The organism is Agrobacterium sp. LY4, from assembly GCF_001526585.1.
In the GTDB taxonomy this organism is placed as follows: domain Bacteria; phylum Pseudomonadota; class Alphaproteobacteria; order Rhizobiales; family Rhizobiaceae; genus Agrobacterium; species Agrobacterium leguminum.
Window position 1 is genome coordinate 57,682 of sequence record NZ_ASYA01000004.1, and the last position, 16,677, is coordinate 74,358.

17 protein-coding genes and 1 pseudogene are annotated in these 16,677 nt (G+C 61.6%); 14 read left to right on the forward strand and 4 right to left on the reverse strand.

Annotated elements, in window-relative coordinates:
- Positions 1–17: 17 nt before the first annotated feature.
- The 6 genes from L904_RS06445 to L904_RS06470 all read left to right on the forward strand — a co-directional run bounded on the left by L904_RS06445 (position 18) and on the right by L904_RS06470 (position 4,624).
- Positions 18–1,028 (forward strand): iron-siderophore ABC transporter substrate-binding protein, encoded by a 1,011-nt coding sequence (locus L904_RS06445; RefSeq protein ID WP_020809318.1) that lies wholly within the window; start codon positions 18–20, stop codon positions 1,026–1,028.
- 2 nt (positions 1,029–1,030) lie between these two features.
- Complete coding sequence (locus L904_RS06450) at positions 1,031–2,068, forward strand: FecCD family ABC transporter permease (RefSeq protein WP_371259434.1); 1,038 nt, start codon at positions 1,031–1,033, stop codon at positions 2,066–2,068.
- Positions 2,065–3,105: an iron chelate uptake ABC transporter family permease subunit gene (locus L904_RS06455; protein WP_020809320.1), complete on the forward strand. Its 1,041-nt coding sequence runs from the start codon at positions 2,065–2,067 to the stop codon at positions 3,103–3,105. The genes L904_RS06450 and L904_RS06455 overlap by 4 nt, the downstream gene beginning before the upstream one ends.
- Positions 3,102–3,926: an ABC transporter ATP-binding protein gene (locus tag L904_RS06460; RefSeq protein ID WP_020809321.1), complete on the forward strand. Its 825-nt coding sequence runs from the start codon at positions 3,102–3,104 to the stop codon at positions 3,924–3,926. The genes L904_RS06455 and L904_RS06460 overlap by 4 nt, the downstream gene beginning before the upstream one ends.
- A 61-nt stretch (positions 3,927–3,987) precedes the next feature.
- Complete coding sequence (locus L904_RS06465; RefSeq protein WP_035264269.1) at positions 3,988–4,269, forward strand: type II toxin-antitoxin system RelE/ParE family toxin; 282 nt, start codon at positions 3,988–3,990, stop codon at positions 4,267–4,269.
- 55 nt (positions 4,270–4,324) lie between these two features.
- Positions 4,325–4,624, forward strand: a complete 300-nt coding sequence (locus L904_RS06470) for a HigA family addiction module antitoxin (protein WP_035264270.1) — start codon at positions 4,325–4,327, stop codon at positions 4,622–4,624.
- Between the two features lie 19 nt (positions 4,625–4,643).
- Here L904_RS06470 and L904_RS06475 read toward each other — a convergent pair whose 3' ends face one another.
- The gene (locus tag L904_RS06475; RefSeq protein ID WP_035264272.1) at positions 4,644–5,516 is read right to left on the reverse strand and encodes a helix-turn-helix transcriptional regulator; all 873 of its coding nucleotides are present in this window, start codon (positions 5,514–5,516) and stop codon (positions 4,644–4,646) included.
- A gap of 134 nt (positions 5,517–5,650) precedes the next feature.
- Here L904_RS06475 and L904_RS06480 point away from each other — a divergent pair, with 134 nt between their 5' ends.
- From L904_RS06480 to L904_RS06505, 6 genes and pseudogenes are all read left to right on the forward strand, one after another.
- On the forward strand, positions 5,651–6,865 hold the full coding sequence (locus tag L904_RS06480; protein ID WP_035264274.1) for an amino acid ABC transporter substrate-binding protein: 1,215 nt from the start codon (positions 5,651–5,653) through the stop codon (positions 6,863–6,865).
- Positions 6,866–6,935: 70 nt separating this feature from the next.
- Positions 6,936–7,808, forward strand: a complete 873-nt coding sequence (locus L904_RS06485; RefSeq protein ID WP_020811624.1) for a branched-chain amino acid ABC transporter permease — start codon at positions 6,936–6,938, stop codon at positions 7,806–7,808.
- Positions 7,805–8,712: pseudogene (locus tag L904_RS06490) on the forward strand (branched-chain amino acid ABC transporter permease). The gene L904_RS06485 and the pseudogene L904_RS06490 overlap by 4 nt, the downstream one beginning before the upstream one ends.
- Entirely contained in the window at positions 8,709–9,437 is a 729-nt protein-coding gene (locus L904_RS06495) for an ABC transporter ATP-binding protein (RefSeq protein WP_020811622.1), read from the forward strand. The pseudogene L904_RS06490 and the gene L904_RS06495 overlap by 4 nt, the downstream one beginning before the upstream one ends.
- On the forward strand, positions 9,430–10,152 hold the full coding sequence (locus L904_RS06500; RefSeq protein ID WP_035264277.1) for an ABC transporter ATP-binding protein: 723 nt from the start codon (positions 9,430–9,432) through the stop codon (positions 10,150–10,152). The genes L904_RS06495 and L904_RS06500 overlap by 8 nt, the downstream gene beginning before the upstream one ends.
- Positions 10,153–10,168: 16 nt before the next feature.
- Positions 10,169–11,620 carry an aldehyde dehydrogenase gene (locus L904_RS06505; protein WP_035264280.1) on the forward strand — a complete coding sequence of 484 codons (1,452 nt, stop codon included), beginning with the start codon at positions 10,169–10,171 and terminating at the stop codon, positions 11,618–11,620.
- Between the two features lie 23 nt (positions 11,621–11,643).
- On the opposite strand, the gene L904_RS06510 is transcribed toward L904_RS06505, so the two are convergent.
- On the reverse strand, positions 11,644–12,540 hold the full coding sequence (locus L904_RS06510) for a LysR family transcriptional regulator (protein WP_020811637.1): 897 nt from the start codon (positions 12,538–12,540) through the stop codon (positions 11,644–11,646).
- Positions 12,541–12,634: 94 nt separating this feature from the next.
- Between L904_RS06510 and L904_RS06515 the strand changes: the two genes are divergently transcribed.
- Entirely contained in the window at positions 12,635–13,588 is a 954-nt protein-coding gene (locus L904_RS06515; RefSeq protein ID WP_020811638.1) for a choline ABC transporter substrate-binding protein, read from the forward strand.
- Positions 13,589–13,602: 14 nt separating this feature from the next.
- Positions 13,603–15,117 (forward strand): choline-sulfatase, encoded by a 1,515-nt coding sequence (gene betC / locus L904_RS06520; RefSeq protein ID WP_020811639.1) that lies wholly within the window; start codon positions 13,603–13,605, stop codon positions 15,115–15,117.
- A gap of 61 nt (positions 15,118–15,178) precedes the next feature.
- Here betC and L904_RS06525 read toward each other — a convergent pair whose 3' ends face one another.
- Together L904_RS06525 and L904_RS06530 are read right to left on the reverse strand one after the other, a co-directional pair.
- Complete coding sequence (locus L904_RS06525; RefSeq protein ID WP_020811640.1) at positions 15,179–15,646, reverse strand: hypothetical protein; 468 nt, start codon at positions 15,644–15,646, stop codon at positions 15,179–15,181.
- A gap of 77 nt (positions 15,647–15,723) precedes the next feature.
- On the reverse strand, positions 15,724–16,611 hold the full coding sequence (locus L904_RS06530; protein ID WP_020811641.1) for an AraC family transcriptional regulator: 888 nt from the start codon (positions 16,609–16,611) through the stop codon (positions 15,724–15,726).
- Between the last annotated feature and the right edge of the window lie 66 nt (positions 16,612–16,677).

Here is a 16,677-nt window from a genome sequence, read left to right on the forward strand (position 1 = left end):
CTTTTGAGAGCTCGCCAATGCTTCGCCCGTTTCGCTGCGTCCTGCCGGTATTTGTGCTTTTCCTGTCGCTGATCGCGCCGAATATGGCCTCGGCGGAGGAGACGACCAGCTATCCCGTCGTCATCAAACATGCTTTCGGCACGACCACGATTGCGAAGAAACCGCAGCGGGTCGCGACTGTCGCTTGGGCCAACCATGAGGTGCCGCTGGCGCTCGGCATAGTGCCCGTCGGTTTTGCGGCGGCCAATTTCGGCGATGATGATGGCGACGGCCTGCTGCCATGGGTGGCGAAGCGGCTTACCGAACTCGAACCGGCAAAGCCTGTGCTGTTCGACGAGGGCGACGGCATCGATTTCGAGGCCGTGGCGGCGACGCAGCCGGATGTCATCCTTGCCGCCTATTCAGGCCTCAGCCAGTCCGACTACGATACGCTGAGCCAGATCGCCCCTGTCGTTGCCTATCCCGTTTCTCCCTGGGCGACGGACTGGCGCGAAATGATCCGGCTGAACAGCGCCGGCCTTGGCATGGTTGCGGAAGGTGAGGAGCTCATCAAACGCATCGAGGGTGAGATCGCGCAGGTCGTTGCCGGCCACCCGCAGTTGAAGGGCAAATCAGCCATGTTCGTCACCCATCTCGACGCCACCAATCTCAGCGTCGTCAATTTCTATACGGCCAATGACACCAGGGTGAAGTTCTTCACCGATCTTGGACTTGCCTCGCCGAAAAGCGTCGTGGAAGCCACGAAGCCGGGGCAATTCGCCGCCGGCGTGAGCGCTGAACGTGTGGATGCCTTCGACGATGTCGATATCGTCGTGACCTATGGCAGTGAGCCGCTGCTGAACGCCATGCGCGCCGATCCGCTTCTCGCCCGCATGCCGGCCGTTGCCAACAATGCCATCGTCATGCTGGGCCGCGACCCGCTCGGCACCGCCTCCAATCCCACGCCGCTGTCGATTTCGTGGGTGTTGAAGGACTATGCCGATCTTCTGGCAAAGGCTGCCGACAAATCCTCCGGGACATCGCAGTGACGATGTCTGGATCCGGCAAAGCGACGGCCGTGCTGCTCGCCGGACGCTCCAACCGCGTGCGAACGGCTTGGCTCGGCGCGGTGCTGGCGCTTCTCTCGCTGCTCTGTGCGCTGTCCGTCGCCATCGGCACGCGTGACGTCTCTTTTGCGGATATTGTTGGCGGGCTCAGCGGCCGCGTCGAGACGGTTGCCGAGGCGGCGGTTGCCGTGCGTTTGCCGCGCACGCTGCTTGCCCTGCTCTCCGGCGCCGCACTCGGGCTGGCCGGGGCCATCATGCAGGGTGTCACGCGCAATCCGCTTGCCGATCCCGGCATTCTCGGTGTGAACATGGGGGCGTCGCTCGCCGTCGTCATCGGCATCGTCTGGTTCGGCATCGCCTCGGCTCAGGCCTTCATCATGGTCGCAATTGCCGGGGCGGGGGTATCAGCGGTTTTCGTTTATGTTGTCGGCTCGCTCGGGCGAGGCGGGGCGACCCCGCTGAAACTCGCACTTGCGGGCGCCGCCACCTCCGTCGCCTTTTCCTCACTCGTCATCGCCGTCGTTCTGCCGCGCAGCGATATTGCCGGCGGCATCCGCTCCTGGCAGATCGGCGGCGTCGGCGGGGCGACTTTCGAGCGAATCGAGACCGTGCTGCCCTTTCTGGCCACCGGCTTCATCGTCAGCCTGCTTTCGGCGCGCAAGCTGAATTCTCTGGCGCTTGGAGATGAACTCGCCGCCGGGCTTGGCGAGAATGTTGCGGTCGCCCGAGCCGTGGCCTCCTGCGGCGCCATCCTGCTCTGCGGTGCGGCCACCGCCATTTGCGGGCCGATCGGTTTTGTCGGGCTGGTGGTGCCGCATCTCTGCCGTCTGCTCGTCGGTGTGGACAATCGCTGGCTGCTGCCGTTCTCGGCGCTCGGCGGGGCATGTCTGCTGCTTGCCGGCGATATTGTCGGGCGCATCGTGGCGCGGCCGTCCGAACTCGATGTCGGCATTGTCACCGCCCTTGTCGGCGCGCCTTTCTTCATCTGGATTGTCAGGCGCCAGAGGGTGCGTGAATTGTGACCATATACGCTCCCGTCATCGACAATCTCGTCTTCAATCGCCATGCCCGTCAGCGCCGGCGTCGCCTTGTCATCGCCGCCCTGTCGGCGCTCCTGATTGCCGCTTTCGCAACAACGCTGATGCTCGGGCAGTCCTTCACGCCGCCCGGCGATGTCATTCGCGTTCTGTTGGGGGAGGACATTGCCGGGGTAACCTTCACCGTCGGGCAGTTGCGCCTGCCGCGCGCGCTGCTGTCGATTCTGGCAGGCCTGAGCTTCGGGCTTGGCGGCGTCGCCTTCCAGATCATGCTGCGCAACCCGCTCGCCAGCCCTGACATTATCGGCATCAGTTCCGGGGCGAGCGCGGCAGCCGTTTTCGCCATCGTCGTCCTGCAGATGAACGGGCCGCTTGTCTCGGTCTTCGCCGTCGTGGCCGGTCTTGGCGTTGCACTTCTCGTCTATCTCCTGTCCTTCCGCAACGGCGTGGCCGGAACGCGGCTGATCCTCGTCGGCATCGGCGTTTCAGCCATGCTGGAAAGCTTCATCGCCTATATCCTCTCCGTTGCGCCGGCATGGACGTTGCAGGAGGCGATGCGCTGGCTGACCGGCAGCGTCAATGGTGCAAAAATTGCGCAACTGCTGCCGCTCCTCATCGCCCTCATCCTGTCCGGCGGCCTGCTTCTCAGCCGTGCGCGTGATCTGGAAGCGTTGAGACTGGGTGACGACGCTGCCGCAGCGCTTGGTGTGCGGGTGGGGCGAACGCGCATCATCGTCATCATCGCCGCCGTTGGCATGATCGCCTTTGCAACGGCGGTCTCGGGGCCTATCGCGTTTGTCGCATTCCTCTCCGGGCCGATTGCGGCGCGTATCGTCGGCAGCAACGGCTCGCTGCTCCTTCCTGCGGCGCTGGTTGGGGCGGCGCTGGTGCTGGTTGGCGATTATTGCGGCCAGTTCCTGTTGCCGGGCCGTTACCCGGTCGGCGTCGTTACCGGCGCGCTCGGTGCACCCTATCTGATTTACCTTATCGTGCGGGTCAACCGCAGCGGAGGCTCGTTATGACCGGTCACTCCCTTTCCGTGAACGGCCTGTCGGCCGGCTATGGCGAAAACCTCATCATCGACGGGCTGGATCTCACCGTTCCGCGCGGGAAGATCACCGTCATCGTCGGCGCCAATGCCTGCGGCAAGTCCACCCTGCTGCGCAGCATGTCGCGGCTCATTGCGCCGCGCGCCGGTCAGGTTCTGCTCGATGGAAAATCGATCCATCGTCTTCCCTCACGCGACCTCGCACGGCGCATGGGCCTTTTGCCGCAATCGCCGATAGCGCCGGAGGGCATTGTGGTTGCCGATCTCGTCAGCCGTGGCCGGCACCCGCATCACGGCCTGTTCGCCCGCTGGTCGCGACAGGACGACGAGGCCGTCGCCGCAGCCCTTGTCGCAACCGATACGGTGGAACTGGCCGAGCGGCCGGTGGACGAGCTTTCCGGCGGCCAGCGGCAACGCGTCTGGATCGCCATGGCGCTCGCTCAGCAGACAGACATATTGCTGCTGGATGAACCGACCACCTTCCTCGATATTAGCCACCAGGTCGAGGTGCTGGATCTTCTGACCGATCTCAACCACGCCCGGGAGACCACCATCGTCATGGTGCTGCACGATCTCAATCTCGCAGCCCGTTATGCCGATCATCTCGTCGCCATGAGGGACGGGAAGCTGCATGTCTTCGGCACGCCGGAGGACGTATTGACGGAGGAGAATGTCCGCCACGTCTTCGGCATCGAAAGCCGGGTCATCGAAGATCCGACCTCGGGCAAGCCGATGATGCTGCCGATCGGGCGGCATCGAACGGTGGCGGGGGCGGCAAAAGCCGTATCTCTTTAAGATACGGTTCTGTTGACTTCTGTGCGTATCTGTTTATGATACCAACATCACGAGGCCAGCAATGATCCGTTCTTTCAAAAACAAGCTGACCGCATCGATTGACGACGGATCTGTGAAGAAGGGCTTTCCCGCCGATCTGGTACGCCGCGCCCAGCAGCTGCTCACGATCCTGGATGCGGCGACCACGGTAGGAGACCTTCGCTCACCGCCCGGCAATCGTTTGGAAAAGCTGTCCGGCGATCGTGAGGGCCAGTATTCGATCCGGATTAACAAGCAGTGGCGCATCTGCTTCGTCTGGACGGAAGCAGGGCCGGAAAGCGTGGAAATAACCGACTATCACTAGTCTGGCATTCTCGTGGAGAGGCTCATGAAAAATCGGCCAAGGAGGGCCAGCGAGCATGACAATCAGTAAATCGCCTCCGATCCATCCGGGCGAAATCCTGCGGGAACTCTATCTTGAGCCGCTGGGCATGTCGGCTTACGCTCTTGCAAGGCACCTCAATATTCCGCGCACCCGCATAGAACGGATTGCGGGAGAGAAACTTGGTATCACCGCCGACACCGCCTTGCGCCTTGCAAAGTTTTTCAAGACCACACCGGAATATTGGCTGAACTTGCAGAATGCCTTTGACATTAAGGCGGCTGCTGCGAGGCTGGAAGCGGACCTTGCCAATATCAAGGAACTGGAAGCGGCCTAATTCTCAGCCGCCCGTCAGGTCACGGCCAGGCCGCATAAGATGGCGGTGGCACGTTCTGCATTCGCGTTGCCGTTCTCCTGAACCGGCCGGGAGACGTGCCCTCGTTGCGGGTGAAGAAGCGATTAAAATAGCCGGGGTCCTGAAATCCCAATCGGAATGCGATTTCAGCCACTTGCAGCGATGAGTTCAGAAGAAGGTCACGCGCTTCGGACAACAGTTCCCGATGAATATAGGCCTGCGGCGAAAGCCCCGTCGCCTTGCGCACCGCAAATCCAAGACGTTCGCGGTTGACGCCGAGTTGCCTTGCATAATCTTCCACGCCCCATTGATCGCGTTTGTGCTGGCTGACCAGCAGCACGAAACGCTCGGTGAGGCTGCCGGGCGTTGAGACGGCCGCGGCAATATCGGCTATGGCGTGCTGGCAGATGCGAATGAGGGTGACGGAGAGCAGGCTGGCGATGATCGTGTCCGAACCGGTTGTCGCGCGGACATTTTCGCTGGCGATGGTCTCGAGATAACCCGCAAGTTCCTGCCGGTCTTTCTCCGCCGGCGCCTGCGTCAGAACACGCTGCAATATATTGCGCACGGCGCTTGCGCTCGTGCCGGTGGGCATCGCATGGGCAAGCCCGATTTCGCTCGTCCTCAGCAGCGATCCACGGCTTCCGGCAGTCAGCCGCAGGCGGCCGGCGGGGCCGATGGGCAGCCAGACGAGCCCCGGTGCTGGGACAGGCAGCGTCTTTTCGCCCTGTATGATTTCCGCTTCCCCGGCCGACAGGAGAAGCAGATGGGCACTATCCGATTCCAGCCGGAACTCAGATATGCGCAGCGTCGAGGCGAGGGTGCGCGCCGTGATCTCCACGCGATTGCCGGCAATCTGACTATGCAGCGGCATACGGCCTCCAAGAGTACAATAATGCGCTACATTAGTGCATTTTATATGTGGCTGTCATTGCTAAACTTTGATCAGCGCAGGGGAAAGCCTTGAGGAGAACGGCAACCCCGATAAGGCGCTTTGGGAGGAACATCATGAATAATCTGAAGCGCAGAACGCTGTTCTGCCTGCTCTCCGGTGCTGCCTTGTCGGCGGTATCTTTCGGTCACGCCATTGCGCAGGACCGTACCTCGGTGAAGATCGGTTATGCCGTTTCGAAAAGCGGTGCAAATGCCACGGGTGCTGGCATAACCACCATTCCGAACTACAAATTGTGGGTGAAAGAGGTCAACGACGCCGGTGGCCTGACCCTGCCGGATGGCAAGCGCCTGCCGGTGGAAGTGGTGGAGTATGACGACCGCTCCTCGGCCGAGGATGCGGTGCGGTTCACCGAGCGTCTGGCGAGCCAGGACAAGGTCGATTTCATCCTGCCGCCTTGGGGCACGGGCTTCAATCTGGCCGTTGCGCCGCTTTACGACCGTTTCGGTTATCCACAGCTGGCCGTGACCGGCGTTACCGACAAGGCCCCCGATTTCGCGGCGCGCTGGAAAAAGAGCTTCTGGATGCTGGGCGGTGGTCATGACTATGCGAATGCGCTCGCCGACGTTTTGAAAGCCGCACGCGAGGCCGGCCAGATCAACGAAAAGGTCGCGGTGATTTCCGTGGCTGACGGTTTTGGCATCGATCTCATCAAGGCCGCGCGGCCGGCGCTGAAGGAAGCTGGTTTTACGCTTGCCTATGACAAGACCTATCCGGTCGGCACTTCCGATTTCGCCGCACTGGTGAACGAGGCGGCGGCGAGCGGCGCGGACAGCTTCATCGCCTTTTCGTATCCGCCCGATAGTTTTGCGGTAACGAAACAGGCGCAAACGGCGAAGTTCAACCCGAAGGTGCTTTATGTCGGCGTCGGCGGTGCTTTCCCGATCTTCCCGAAGGTTTCCGATGGCAAGCAGGAGGGCGTGATCAGCATCGGCGGCGTCGATGGCAGCAGCGACAAGATCGAGGATTATTTCAAGCGCCACGAAGCCTTCATCGGCACCAAGCCCGACAGCTGGGCAAGCGCCATCACCTATGCAAGCCTCGAAATGCTGGCCGAGTCCATCCAGCGCGTCGGCCTCGACAAGGCGGCCGTGGCAAATGAGCTTTCGACGGGAAGCTTCGACACCGTCATCGGCCCGGTCAAGCTTGAAGACAACCAGCTTCGCCAGCTCTGGTGGGCCGGGCAATGGCAGGGTGACCGTTTCGTGGCGATTGCGCCCGCAGACCGCCCGGGCGCGGCCAAGCCGGTCATTCCGAAGCCGCATTGGTGAGCCTTTGCCGGCCGGGGCCGTAAACCCCGGCCGGAAGGCTTCGGCCATCTTCCATACTGGAGACATTCCCTTGTTCTTATCCACCCTCATCTTCGGCTTGATGCTGGGAGGGACCTATGCGCTGATCGCGCTTGGACTTTCGCTGCAATATGGCATTGCCCGCATCATGAACCTTGCCTATGGCGAGGTGTTGATTGCGGCTGCCTTCATCACCTTCGTGCTGTTTTCCAGCTATGGCCTGTCGCCGCTCTGGTCGCTCTTCATCATCGTGCCGCTCGGTTACGCCCTGTCTTTCGTGATCTACCGGGTCATGATGCGGCCGCTGGTGCGCCGTTCGGGCGGCTCCGGCCGTCTGGAAGTCGATTCCATTCTGGCGACCTTCGGGCTGCTCTTCGTTATCCAGGGCATCATGCTCGTGGCGTTCGGCGGCAACTACCATTCCTATTCCTATCTATCCGATGGCGTCGACATCTTCGGCACGACGGTGGCGCTGAATCGGCTCCTGTCCTTCGGCCTGTCGGTCGCAATCGGCGGAGGGCTTTATCTGGCGCTTACCCACAGCCGCTGGGGTCTCAACCTGCGGGCGGTGGCGCTTGCGCCCAAATCCGCGCCGCTGGTTGGCATTGATGTGAACCGTGTGGCCTCGATCGGCTTTGCCCTTGGTGGCGCACTCGCCGTGGCAGGTGGGGTGATGATTTCGATGTACCAGACCTTTTCCGCCTCATATGGCGTGGTCTTCACCATGAAGGCGCTTGTTGTCGTCATCATGGGCGGTGTCGGCAATCTGCTCGGCGCGCTGGTGGCCGGCCTGCTGCTCGGCCTCGTGGAAACCTTCGTGCTTGTTTATGTCGATCCCGGCCTCACGCTTGCCGCCACCTATCTGCTCTTTCTCGTGGTGCTGCTCTGGCGTCCGGAAGGCATCTTCGCAAGGAGGGGCAAATGATCCCGCTTCTCATCGGCCTTGCCACAGCCCGCTGCTGGCGCTTTCCCCTTTCTTCTTCGATGCCTATGGCGTCGGCGTCATCATCGGCCTTCTCGGTTATGCGACGCTTGCCTCCGCCTGGGCGATGTTTTCCGGCCCGACGCGTTACATTTCGCTCGCTACCGTCGCCTTCTTCGGTGTCGGGGCCTATACGGTTGCGGTGCTGAGCGAGGTTTTGCCATGGCCGCTAGTGCTGCTGTGCGCGGCGCTTGTCGGCGCGGCGCTGGCGCTTGTCGTCGGGCTGTCCACGTTGCGCGTCGCCGGCATTTATTTCGTGATCTTTTCCTTTGGCCTTGCCGAACTCATCCGCCAGCTCATCACCTGGTATGAGGTGAATGTGACCGGCACGCTCGGGCGTTACATCTTCCTGCCGCTGGAGCCGCAGCACGTACTCTGGCAATTGCTGGCGCTGGCTGTCATCACCCTTCTGCTGGCAATCCTGATCGACCGTAGCAAGCTCGGACTGGCATTGAAGGCAATCGGTGACGACGAGGTCGTGGCCGCCCATGCGGGCATTAATCTGGCCCGCACCAAGCTGACGCTCTTCGTGCTTTCCGCCACGATCATCACGCTGGTCGGCGCCATTCAGGCCCCGCGCTGGGTCTATATCGAGCCGGCCATCGTGTTTAATCCGCAGGTATCGTTCCTCACCGTCATCATGGCCCTGCTTGGCGGAGCCACGCGCCGCTGGGGACCCATTCTCGGTGCGGTGCCGCTATTCCTGCTGTTCGAGTGGCTGGGCGCGAACTTCCCCAACCATTTTTCCATCATCCTCGGCGCTCTATTCATCCTCATCGTCTTTGTGTTGCCGGATGGCGTGCTGGCGGCGCTAGAGAAGTTGCGCAAAAAGGAGAAAGCCGCATGAGCGCCGTTCTCGAAATCACCGATATCCGCAAGACCTTTGGCGGGCTGAAGGCGGTGGATGGCCTTGGCCTTACCATCGAGGCCGGCGAGGTCGTCGGGCTGCTCGGGCCAAACGGTTCCGGCAAGACGACGCTGTTGAACCTCGCCTCCGGGTCACTGAAGCCCACTGAAGGGTCTATCCGGCTCAAAGGGCAGGAGATTGCAGGCCGGCGGCCGGATGTGATTGCGCGCGCCGGCGTGGCGCGCACCTTCCAGCTCGTGCGGCTTTTGCCGTCGCTTTCGCTGCTCGAAAACGTTGCCGTATCGGCCATGTTCGGCCCGCAGCGGCTTTCACGCCCCGAGGCGGAGAAGGTCGCGCGCGCCTGCCTCGAAAGAACAGGTCTTGCCGGGCGGGAAACCATGCCGGCCGGTGATCTCACCTATATCGATCAGAAACGCCTTGAACTGGCGCGTGCGCTGGCGGGCGAACCGAAGCTTCTGCTTCTCGATGAATGGCTTGCGGGCCTCAACCCCACGGAACTGCAGGAAGGAATAGCGTTGATCCGGCGGCTGGCGTCCGAGGGTACGACGATCCTGCTGGTGGAACATATCATGGCCGCTGTGCGCGCCCTTTGCCCGCGCTCCGTGGTCATGGCGGCCGGTCGCAAGATCGCTGACGGGCCGACGGCAACGGTGCTTGACGATCCGCAGGTCATTTCCGCCTATCTGGGAGCGGCACATGCTTGAAATAGATGCACTGACAATCCGTTACGGCAAACATCTCGCGGTTGACGGCATATCGCTCAATGTCGCCAAGGGCGAAACGGTGGTGCTGCTCGGCGCCAATGGTGCTGGCAAGTCTTCACTGCTGAAAGCGGTCGGTGGCATGGTGGCTCCCGCCTCGGGCGAAGTACGCGTCAACGGCGTGTCGCTTGCCGCTGTTCCCGCCCATCAGATCGTGGAACGGGGCGTGGCGCTGGTGCCGGAGGGGCGCGGAATTTTCGCGGCGTTGACGGTGGAGGACAATCTCCGTCTTGGGGCCAATCCCCGCCATGCCCGTTCAGCGGAAAAGGCGACACGAGAGCATATTTTCGCACTGTTTCCCCGCCTTGCGGAGCGGCGGCAGCAGCTTGCCGGTACCATGTCCGGCGGCGAACAGCAGATGGTCGCCATCGGGCGGGCGCTGATGTCGGCACCCGATTATCTGCTGCTGGACGAGCCGAGCCTTGGCCTTGCGCCCATCGTTACGCAGGAACTTTTTGCCGCTCTGGCGGAGATCAAGAAGAGCGGCCTTTCCATTCTGATTGTGGAGCAGAATGTGCGCGAAAGCCTCTCACTTGCCGATCGCGGATATTTGCTTGAAGCAGGGCGGATTGTCGGGGCAGGCACGGCTGAGGCCCTGTCCGCCGATCCCGCCGTGCAACGGGCGTTTCTTGGCGGCACCACCGCCGCCATTGTCTGAATTCAGGAGGAAGACCATGCAGACAGTCAATCTTTTCATCGGCGGCGACCATTGCCCGGCCACAAGCGGCAAGCGTTTCGAACGCAGCAACCCCATCACCGGCGATGTGGCGACGAGTGCTGCGGCGGCAACGGTGGAGGACGCCACCCGGGCAGCCGATGCCGCGGCGGCCGCTTTCCCGGTCTGGTCGGCAACGCCGCCCGGTGAACGCCGCCGCCTGCTTCTGGCTGCCGCGCAGGCGCTTCTCGCCGCCGGGCCTGACATTACCCAGGCGATGAAGGAAGAAATCGGCGCAACCGATGCCTGGGCCGGTTTCAACGTCAAACTGGCAAGCGACATGCTGGTAGAGGCGGCAAGCCTGACGACCCAGATCAAGGGAGAGGTCATCCCTTCCAACCGTCCCGGAACCATGGCGATGGCGCTGCGCCAGCCCGCCGGTGTCGTGCTGTCCATCGCGCCGTGGAACGCGCCGGTCATTCTCGGCGTGCGCTCCATCGCCACGCCGCTCGCCTGCGGCAATACGGTTGTCATGAAGACCTCGGAACTGTGCCCGCGCACCCATGCGCTGATCATTGAAGCCGTCGCTTCGGCGGGTCTGCCCAAGGGCGTGCTCAACGCCGTCTCCAATGCGCCCGAAGATGCGGCAAAGATCGTCGATACGCTTATCGCACACCCCGCCGTCAGACGCGTGAATTTCACCGGCTCGACCCGCGTTGGCCGGGTGATTGCCGAAACGGCCGGCCGTTATCTGAAACCCGCTTTGCTGGAGCTTGGCGGCAAGGCGCCGTTCATCGTGCTTGATGACGCCGATATCGATGCGGCTGTCGCGGCTGCCGCTTTCGGCGCTTATATGAACCAGGGCCAGATCTGCATGTCGACGGAGCGCATCATCGTGCTCGACAGCGTCGCCGATGCATTTGTGGAGGCCTTCGCCAAGAAAGCTTCGAGCCTTACTGCTGGCGATCCGCGTGAAGGCAAAACACCGCTCGGCTCGCTGGTCAGTGCGGAGGCGACATCCCGCATTCGGTCGTTGGTGGATGACGCTGTCTCCAAGGGCGCTCGGCAGGTTGCCGGTGGCGGCGGCAACGGCACGATGCTCGATGCGATTGCCGTCGATGGCGTCACTCCCGCCATGCGGCTTTATGCGGAGGAAAGCTTCGGTCCTGTCGTTTCGATCATCAGGGCCGGCAGCATCGATGAGGCGGTGAGCATCGCCAACGAAACCGAGTTCGGTCTTTCCGCCGCGATTTTCGGCAGGGATCAGGCACGGGCGCTTGCCATTGCCGCCCGCATCGAAAGCGGCATATGCCACATCAACGGCCCCACCGTTCACGATGAGGCGCAGATGCCCTTCGGCGGGGTAAAGGCCTCCGGTTACGGCCGCTTCGGCGGCACGGCGGGCATTGCGGAATTCACTGAGCTACGCTGGGTCACGCTGCAGGACGGGCCGCTGCATTATCCGATCTGAACCAAGAGCGCTGGCGGGCGGCGTCATCGCCGCTCGTCGATCAGCCAGCCGGTGAGTTTTCTTACCGCACTGTCGCTGCTTTTCGGCCGCATCAGCCAGTAGCCGCGTCCCGGCGCATCGAGGCTTGGGCCTGCCGTCACCAGCACGCCGGCCTCAAGCAACGGATCGACCAGTCCCGCCCAGCCGAGCGCGAAACCCTGTTCGCCGATGGTTGCCTGCACCACCATGGTGTAATTGTTGAAGCTGATATCGCCGCCATCATGCTCGGCACCGCGATGCACGCCGAAATGCTTGAAATAGGCAGCCCAGTCGAACCAATGCGCCTGCGAGGTATTTTCGAGGTGGATGAGCTTCCGCCGTGAAAAATCCGCAACGGTTGCGGGTTCCGGTGTCCCGGCCAGCAGGGCAGGCGAGCAGACCGGCGTGACCTTTTCCGAGAGGAGCAGCACGGCACCGTCGCCCGCTTCCTGCCGCGTTCCGAAAATTATCATCACGTCGCTATCGTGTTTGCCCTGGCCCAGCGGGTCCTGCGTTGCGACGATCTGGATATTGATGTCAGGATTGAGCACGCGAAAACCATGCATTCTCGGGATGAGCCACAGGGACGAGAAGGCATAGTCCGTGTGCAGGCGGATGGTCTGGCGTTCCTCCGTCCGGCGCAACTGCTGCGCAAGAAGGTCGATGGCGTCGACATTGCGCGAGACGATCTCGAACAGCCGCTGGCCTTCCGTCGTCAGTTCGATACCGCGATGTTTACGGCGGATGAGGGTTACACCCAGTTCCTCCTCCAGCCTGCGGATCTGATAGCTGACGGCCGGCTGGGTCAGACGCAGGGATGCCGCCGCCGCCGTCAGGCTGCCGCGGCGGGCAACCTCGGTGAAAATGCGCATCCATCCCAGATCGAGCGGCCTGTCTGACATTAAAATTCCTTATATCAACCATCGAAAAATACCCGCTTCACAGGCAAAAGCAACGTGGTGTTCAATAAACTGGATTGATAAAAGGGGAGCCGCAATGAAAACCATTTCTCATCTGCATCGCATCGCCGCCGGTCTCTTTCTGTCCGTGGCGGCCTTCTCCACCCCGCTTCAGGCGGCCGATGACGCGGCCTGCAAGACGATCCGTCTCAGCGATCCCGGCTGGACCGACATTACTGCCACCAACGGTGTCGCTTCCGTTTTGCTCGATGCGCTGGGTTATGAGGCTGACGTCAAGACGCTGTCGGTGCCGATCGGGTATCAGGCGATGAAGAATGGCGAAATCGACGTTTTCCTCGGCAACTGGATGCCGGCGCAGAAATCCTTCGTGGACGATCTGAACGCCGCCAAGGCAGCCGAGGTGATGACGAAGAATCTTGAAGGCGCAAAGTTTACGCTGGCAGTGCCTTCTTACATGGCGGAAAAGGGCGTCAAGGATTTCGCCGATCTCGCCAAACATGCCGATGAATTTGAAAGCAAGATTTACGGCATCGAGCCCGGTGCGCCAGCCAACCAGAATATCCAGAAGATCATCGACGCCAATGATTTCGGCCTGAAGGGCTGGCAGCTCGTCGAATCCGGCGAGCAGGCCATGCTGGCGCAGGTGGAGCGGGCGGGCAGGGACAAGAAGGCCGTGGTCTTCCTCGCCTGGGCGCCGCATCCGATGAATGAGAAGATCGATATCGCCTATCTCTCTGGCGGCGACGCCTATTTCGGTCCGAATTTCGGCGGCGCGGAAGTCTATACGCTCGCCCGCACCGGCTGGCCGCAGCAATGCCCGAATGCGGCGACGCTGTTCAAGAACCTGAAATTCGATATCGGTATGGAAAACAGCCTGATGGGCTCCATTCTCGGTGGTGAGGATTCCAAGGCGGCGGCAACGGCTTGGCTGAAAGCTAATCCGCAGGCGCTGGATGGCTGGCTGCAGGGTGTCACCACGCTGGATGGCAAGCCGGGTGCGGACGCCGTCAAAGGCAAGCTTGGTCTCTAAGCCGGAAAGTGGAAATGCCGCGTCCCAATATCCTGATCCTGATGGCCGACCAGTTCAACGGGACGTTTTTTCCCGATGGCCCGGCCGATTTTCTGTACGCACCCCATCTGAAAGCCTTGGCGGAGCGGTCTGTCCGCTTCGCCAACACCTATACGGCAAGCCCGCTCTGCGCACCGGCTCGCGCCTCCTTCATGTCCGGGCAATTGCCAAGCCGCACGCGGGTTTACGATAATGCCGCCGAATTTGCTTCCGATATTCCGACCTATGCGCACCACCTGCGGGCGGCGGGTTATTACACCGGCCTTTCAGGAAAGATGCATTTCGTCGGCCCGGACCAGCTGCATGGCTTCGAGGAGCGCCTGACGACGGATATTTATCCCGCCGATTTCGGCTGGACACCCGACTATACCAGGCCGGGTGAGCGGATCGACTGGTGGTATCACAATCTCGGTTCGGTCACCGGCGCAGGCGTTGCCGAAATCACCAACCAGATGGAATATGATGACGAGGTGGCCTATCACGCCACCCGCAAGCTCTACGATCTGTCGCGTCGTCTAGACGACCGGCCGTGGTGCCTGACGGTCAGCTTCACCCATCCGCACGACCCCTATGTGGCGCGGCGCAAATTCTGGGACCTCTACGAAGACTGCCCCGAGCTTGATCCGCAGACATCGGCGATTGCCTTCGACGAGCAGGATCCGCATTCGAAACGATTGCTGGAAGCCTGCGATCATGAAGCTTTCGATATTTCACCGGAGCAGATACGCCGGGCACGGCGCGGTTATTTTGCCAATATCTCCTATATTGACGAAAAGATCGGCGAAATTCTCGACGTGCTGAAGGCGACGCGGATGGAGGAGGACACGATCATTCTCTTCCTGTCCGACCATGGCGACATGCTGGGCGAGCGCGGGCTGTGGTTCAAGATGTGTTTCTTCGAAGGTTCCGCCCGCGTGCCCTTGATGGTGGCCGCGCCGGGCTGGCAGCCGGCCCTGATCGACACGCCAGTCTCCACACTCGATGTCACGCCGACGCTCTGCGGTCTGGCGGGGCTCGATATCACCTCGCTCAAACGCTGGACGGATGGCGAGGATCTGGCGGCGCTGGCAGCGGGAACTGGCGAGCGCGGCCCGGTGCCGATGGAATATGCCGCCGAAGGCTCGATAGCACCGCTCGTCGCCCTTCGCGACGGGCGCTACAAGCTGTCGGTCTGCGAGGCCGATCCGCCGTTGCTTTATGATATCGAGGCGGACCCTGATGAGCGCACGAACCTTGCCGGCGACCCTGCTTTCAGCGCCGTCCTCTCATCGCTTTCCGCTGAAATCGACCGGCGATGGCAGCTCCCGGTTTTCGACGCGGCGGTGCGGGAAAGCCAGGCAAGGCGCTGGGTGGTCTACAAGGCGTTGCGCAACGGCGCTTATTACCCGTGGGATTACCAGCCTTTGCAGAAAGCCTCCGAGCGCTATATGCGCAACCACATGGACCTTAACGTGCTGGAGGAAAACCAGCGGTATCCGCGCGGGGAATGAAGCGGTTAGGGCCTATCGCGTCGCATTTTTAGGTTCGTCGCCACTGGAAACGACGTGCTTTTCATCGCAGCGACGCGAAAAGCCGGAGCCTGACCCAGTTCAGTGCCGCAAGTTTGAAGCGATCGTAGAATGAACGCGCGAAACGCACATAGCGCATGATCCATGCGAGCCAGGGATAGGTGAGGAGCTTTTCCCGGCCGGCGTGATAAATACGCTCGACGATCAGGAATGTCGCGAGATGGGCAAGGACCGTCAGAACCAGTCCCACCTTGACGGCGCCATGGGCAATGAGGACGAGACCGATGATCTTCATGGGTTCGGCGATGGCGAAGGGCACCGCAAGGCAAAAGAGAATGGCAAGACGCGGCAATCGCGCGATCCGGCTTTCCAGTCGCTTGATGAATGTCAGTCCGGATATGGCCCTGATGACGGGCCGGTAGAGCGGGCGGAAAATGCCGTCGAGGATGAGGGCGAAAACGATGATCGCCCGAAGCGGAAAGACGAGGATCGTCCGGATTTTGCTCTTCACCTCGGCGGGTCTCCAAATAGGGCGTAACGCCCATCCTTAATCGCCTGAAACATGTCAAAACGAAGTCGTGTCGTCGTTCAGCCCTGCCGCACGCTCGCATACATGCCGGTGGTGCGGAATTCGCTCGGATTGGTGCCGTAGAGCCTGCGAAAGACCTTGGAGAAATAGTTCGGATCCTCGAAACCGCACAGCACCGACACCTCCTTGATGGGAAGGTTGGCCGCCGAGGTGAGAAGCTTCGCCGCCCGGCGCAGGCGTCGCTGCAGCACGAATTCCGCCGGCGACAGGCCCTCGCTCGCCGCGAAGATGCGGGAAAAATGCGCGCGGCTCAAGCCTGCCACCGCCGCAAGGTCGCTGACCGAAAGCCGTTCGCCGAGATGGCTGTCTATGTAGCTCAGCACCTGCTGCATGGTGCGATATTCGCCGCCGAAAGAAGGATGAGAACCGAAGACATCGTCATAAAGCGTCATTGCCGCTTCATAAGCGACGGCGGAGGCGGCACCTGGCGTTTCCGCGCCATTGACGAGGCGCGAGCAGCATTCGGCAAGATGATCCACGGTCTCGGGCTGGAGTTTGAGGATAGGGCCGGTGACGGAGAGGATATTGCGGTGAATGCGCAGAGCTTCCTCGCCATTCATGGAAATCCAGAAGAATTTCCACTCCTTGCCTTCTTCCAGCCAGTAGCGGTGATTGTGCGGTATGAGCAGCAGCAGGGTTTCGCCCGGCCTCACCACATAGTGGCGGTTCTCGTAACGCAGGTTGCCCTGTCCGGCGATGCAATATTGCAGCACGGTAAAAGGCGTCTGGCCGCGTTTGCGCCCGTCCCAGTCGTAATTGCCACTGCGGCGGATTTCATAACCGCTGCTGGTCGGCATGGTGTGCAGCGTCTGGCGGCCGCGCGGCAGCGAAACTGTTCGCATGCCGGGTCCCTGATCGATCAAATCCTGCAGCACAAAATTACCCATGAAAGCATAATCCTTCTCTGGTCCTCGCGGATATTATACGCATAATCCCGATCCGAGGAGACAGCC

Excerpts from the sequence above, each read along its gene's own strand:
- L904_RS06530 (WP_020811641.1), bottom strand. The coding sequence starts at position 16,611 with ATGGGTAATTTTGTGCTGCAGGATTTGATCGATCAGGGACCCGGCATG.
- L904_RS06460 (WP_020809321.1), top strand. The coding sequence starts at position 3,102 with ATGACCGGTCACTCCCTTTCCGTGAACGGCCTGTCGGCCGGCTATGGC.
- L904_RS06480 (WP_035264274.1), top strand. The coding sequence starts at position 5,651 with ATGAATAATCTGAAGCGCAGAACGCTGTTCTGCCTGCTCTCCGGTGCT.
- L904_RS06510 (WP_020811637.1), bottom strand. The coding sequence starts at position 12,540 with ATGTCAGACAGGCCGCTCGATCTGGGATGGATGCGCATTTTCACCGAG.
- L904_RS06445 (WP_020809318.1), top strand. The coding sequence starts at position 18 with ATGCTTCGCCCGTTTCGCTGCGTCCTGCCGGTATTTGTGCTTTTCCTG.
- L904_RS06500 (WP_035264277.1), top strand. The coding sequence starts at position 9,430 with ATGCTTGAAATAGATGCACTGACAATCCGTTACGGCAAACATCTCGCG.
- L904_RS06505 (WP_035264280.1), top strand. The coding sequence starts at position 10,169 with ATGCAGACAGTCAATCTTTTCATCGGCGGCGACCATTGCCCGGCCACA.
- L904_RS06465 (WP_035264269.1), top strand. The coding sequence starts at position 3,988 with ATGATCCGTTCTTTCAAAAACAAGCTGACCGCATCGATTGACGACGGA.
- L904_RS06515 (WP_020811638.1), top strand. The coding sequence starts at position 12,635 with ATGAAAACCATTTCTCATCTGCATCGCATCGCCGCCGGTCTCTTTCTG.
- L904_RS06470 (WP_035264270.1), top strand. The coding sequence starts at position 4,325 with ATGACAATCAGTAAATCGCCTCCGATCCATCCGGGCGAAATCCTGCGG.
- betC (WP_020811639.1), top strand. The coding sequence starts at position 13,603 with ATGCCGCGTCCCAATATCCTGATCCTGATGGCCGACCAGTTCAACGGG.
- L904_RS06475 (WP_035264272.1), bottom strand. The coding sequence starts at position 5,516 with ATGCCGCTGCATAGTCAGATTGCCGGCAATCGCGTGGAGATCACGGCG.
- L904_RS06495 (WP_020811622.1), top strand. The coding sequence starts at position 8,709 with ATGAGCGCCGTTCTCGAAATCACCGATATCCGCAAGACCTTTGGCGGG.
- L904_RS06450 (WP_371259434.1), top strand. The coding sequence starts at position 1,031 with ATGTCTGGATCCGGCAAAGCGACGGCCGTGCTGCTCGCCGGACGCTCC.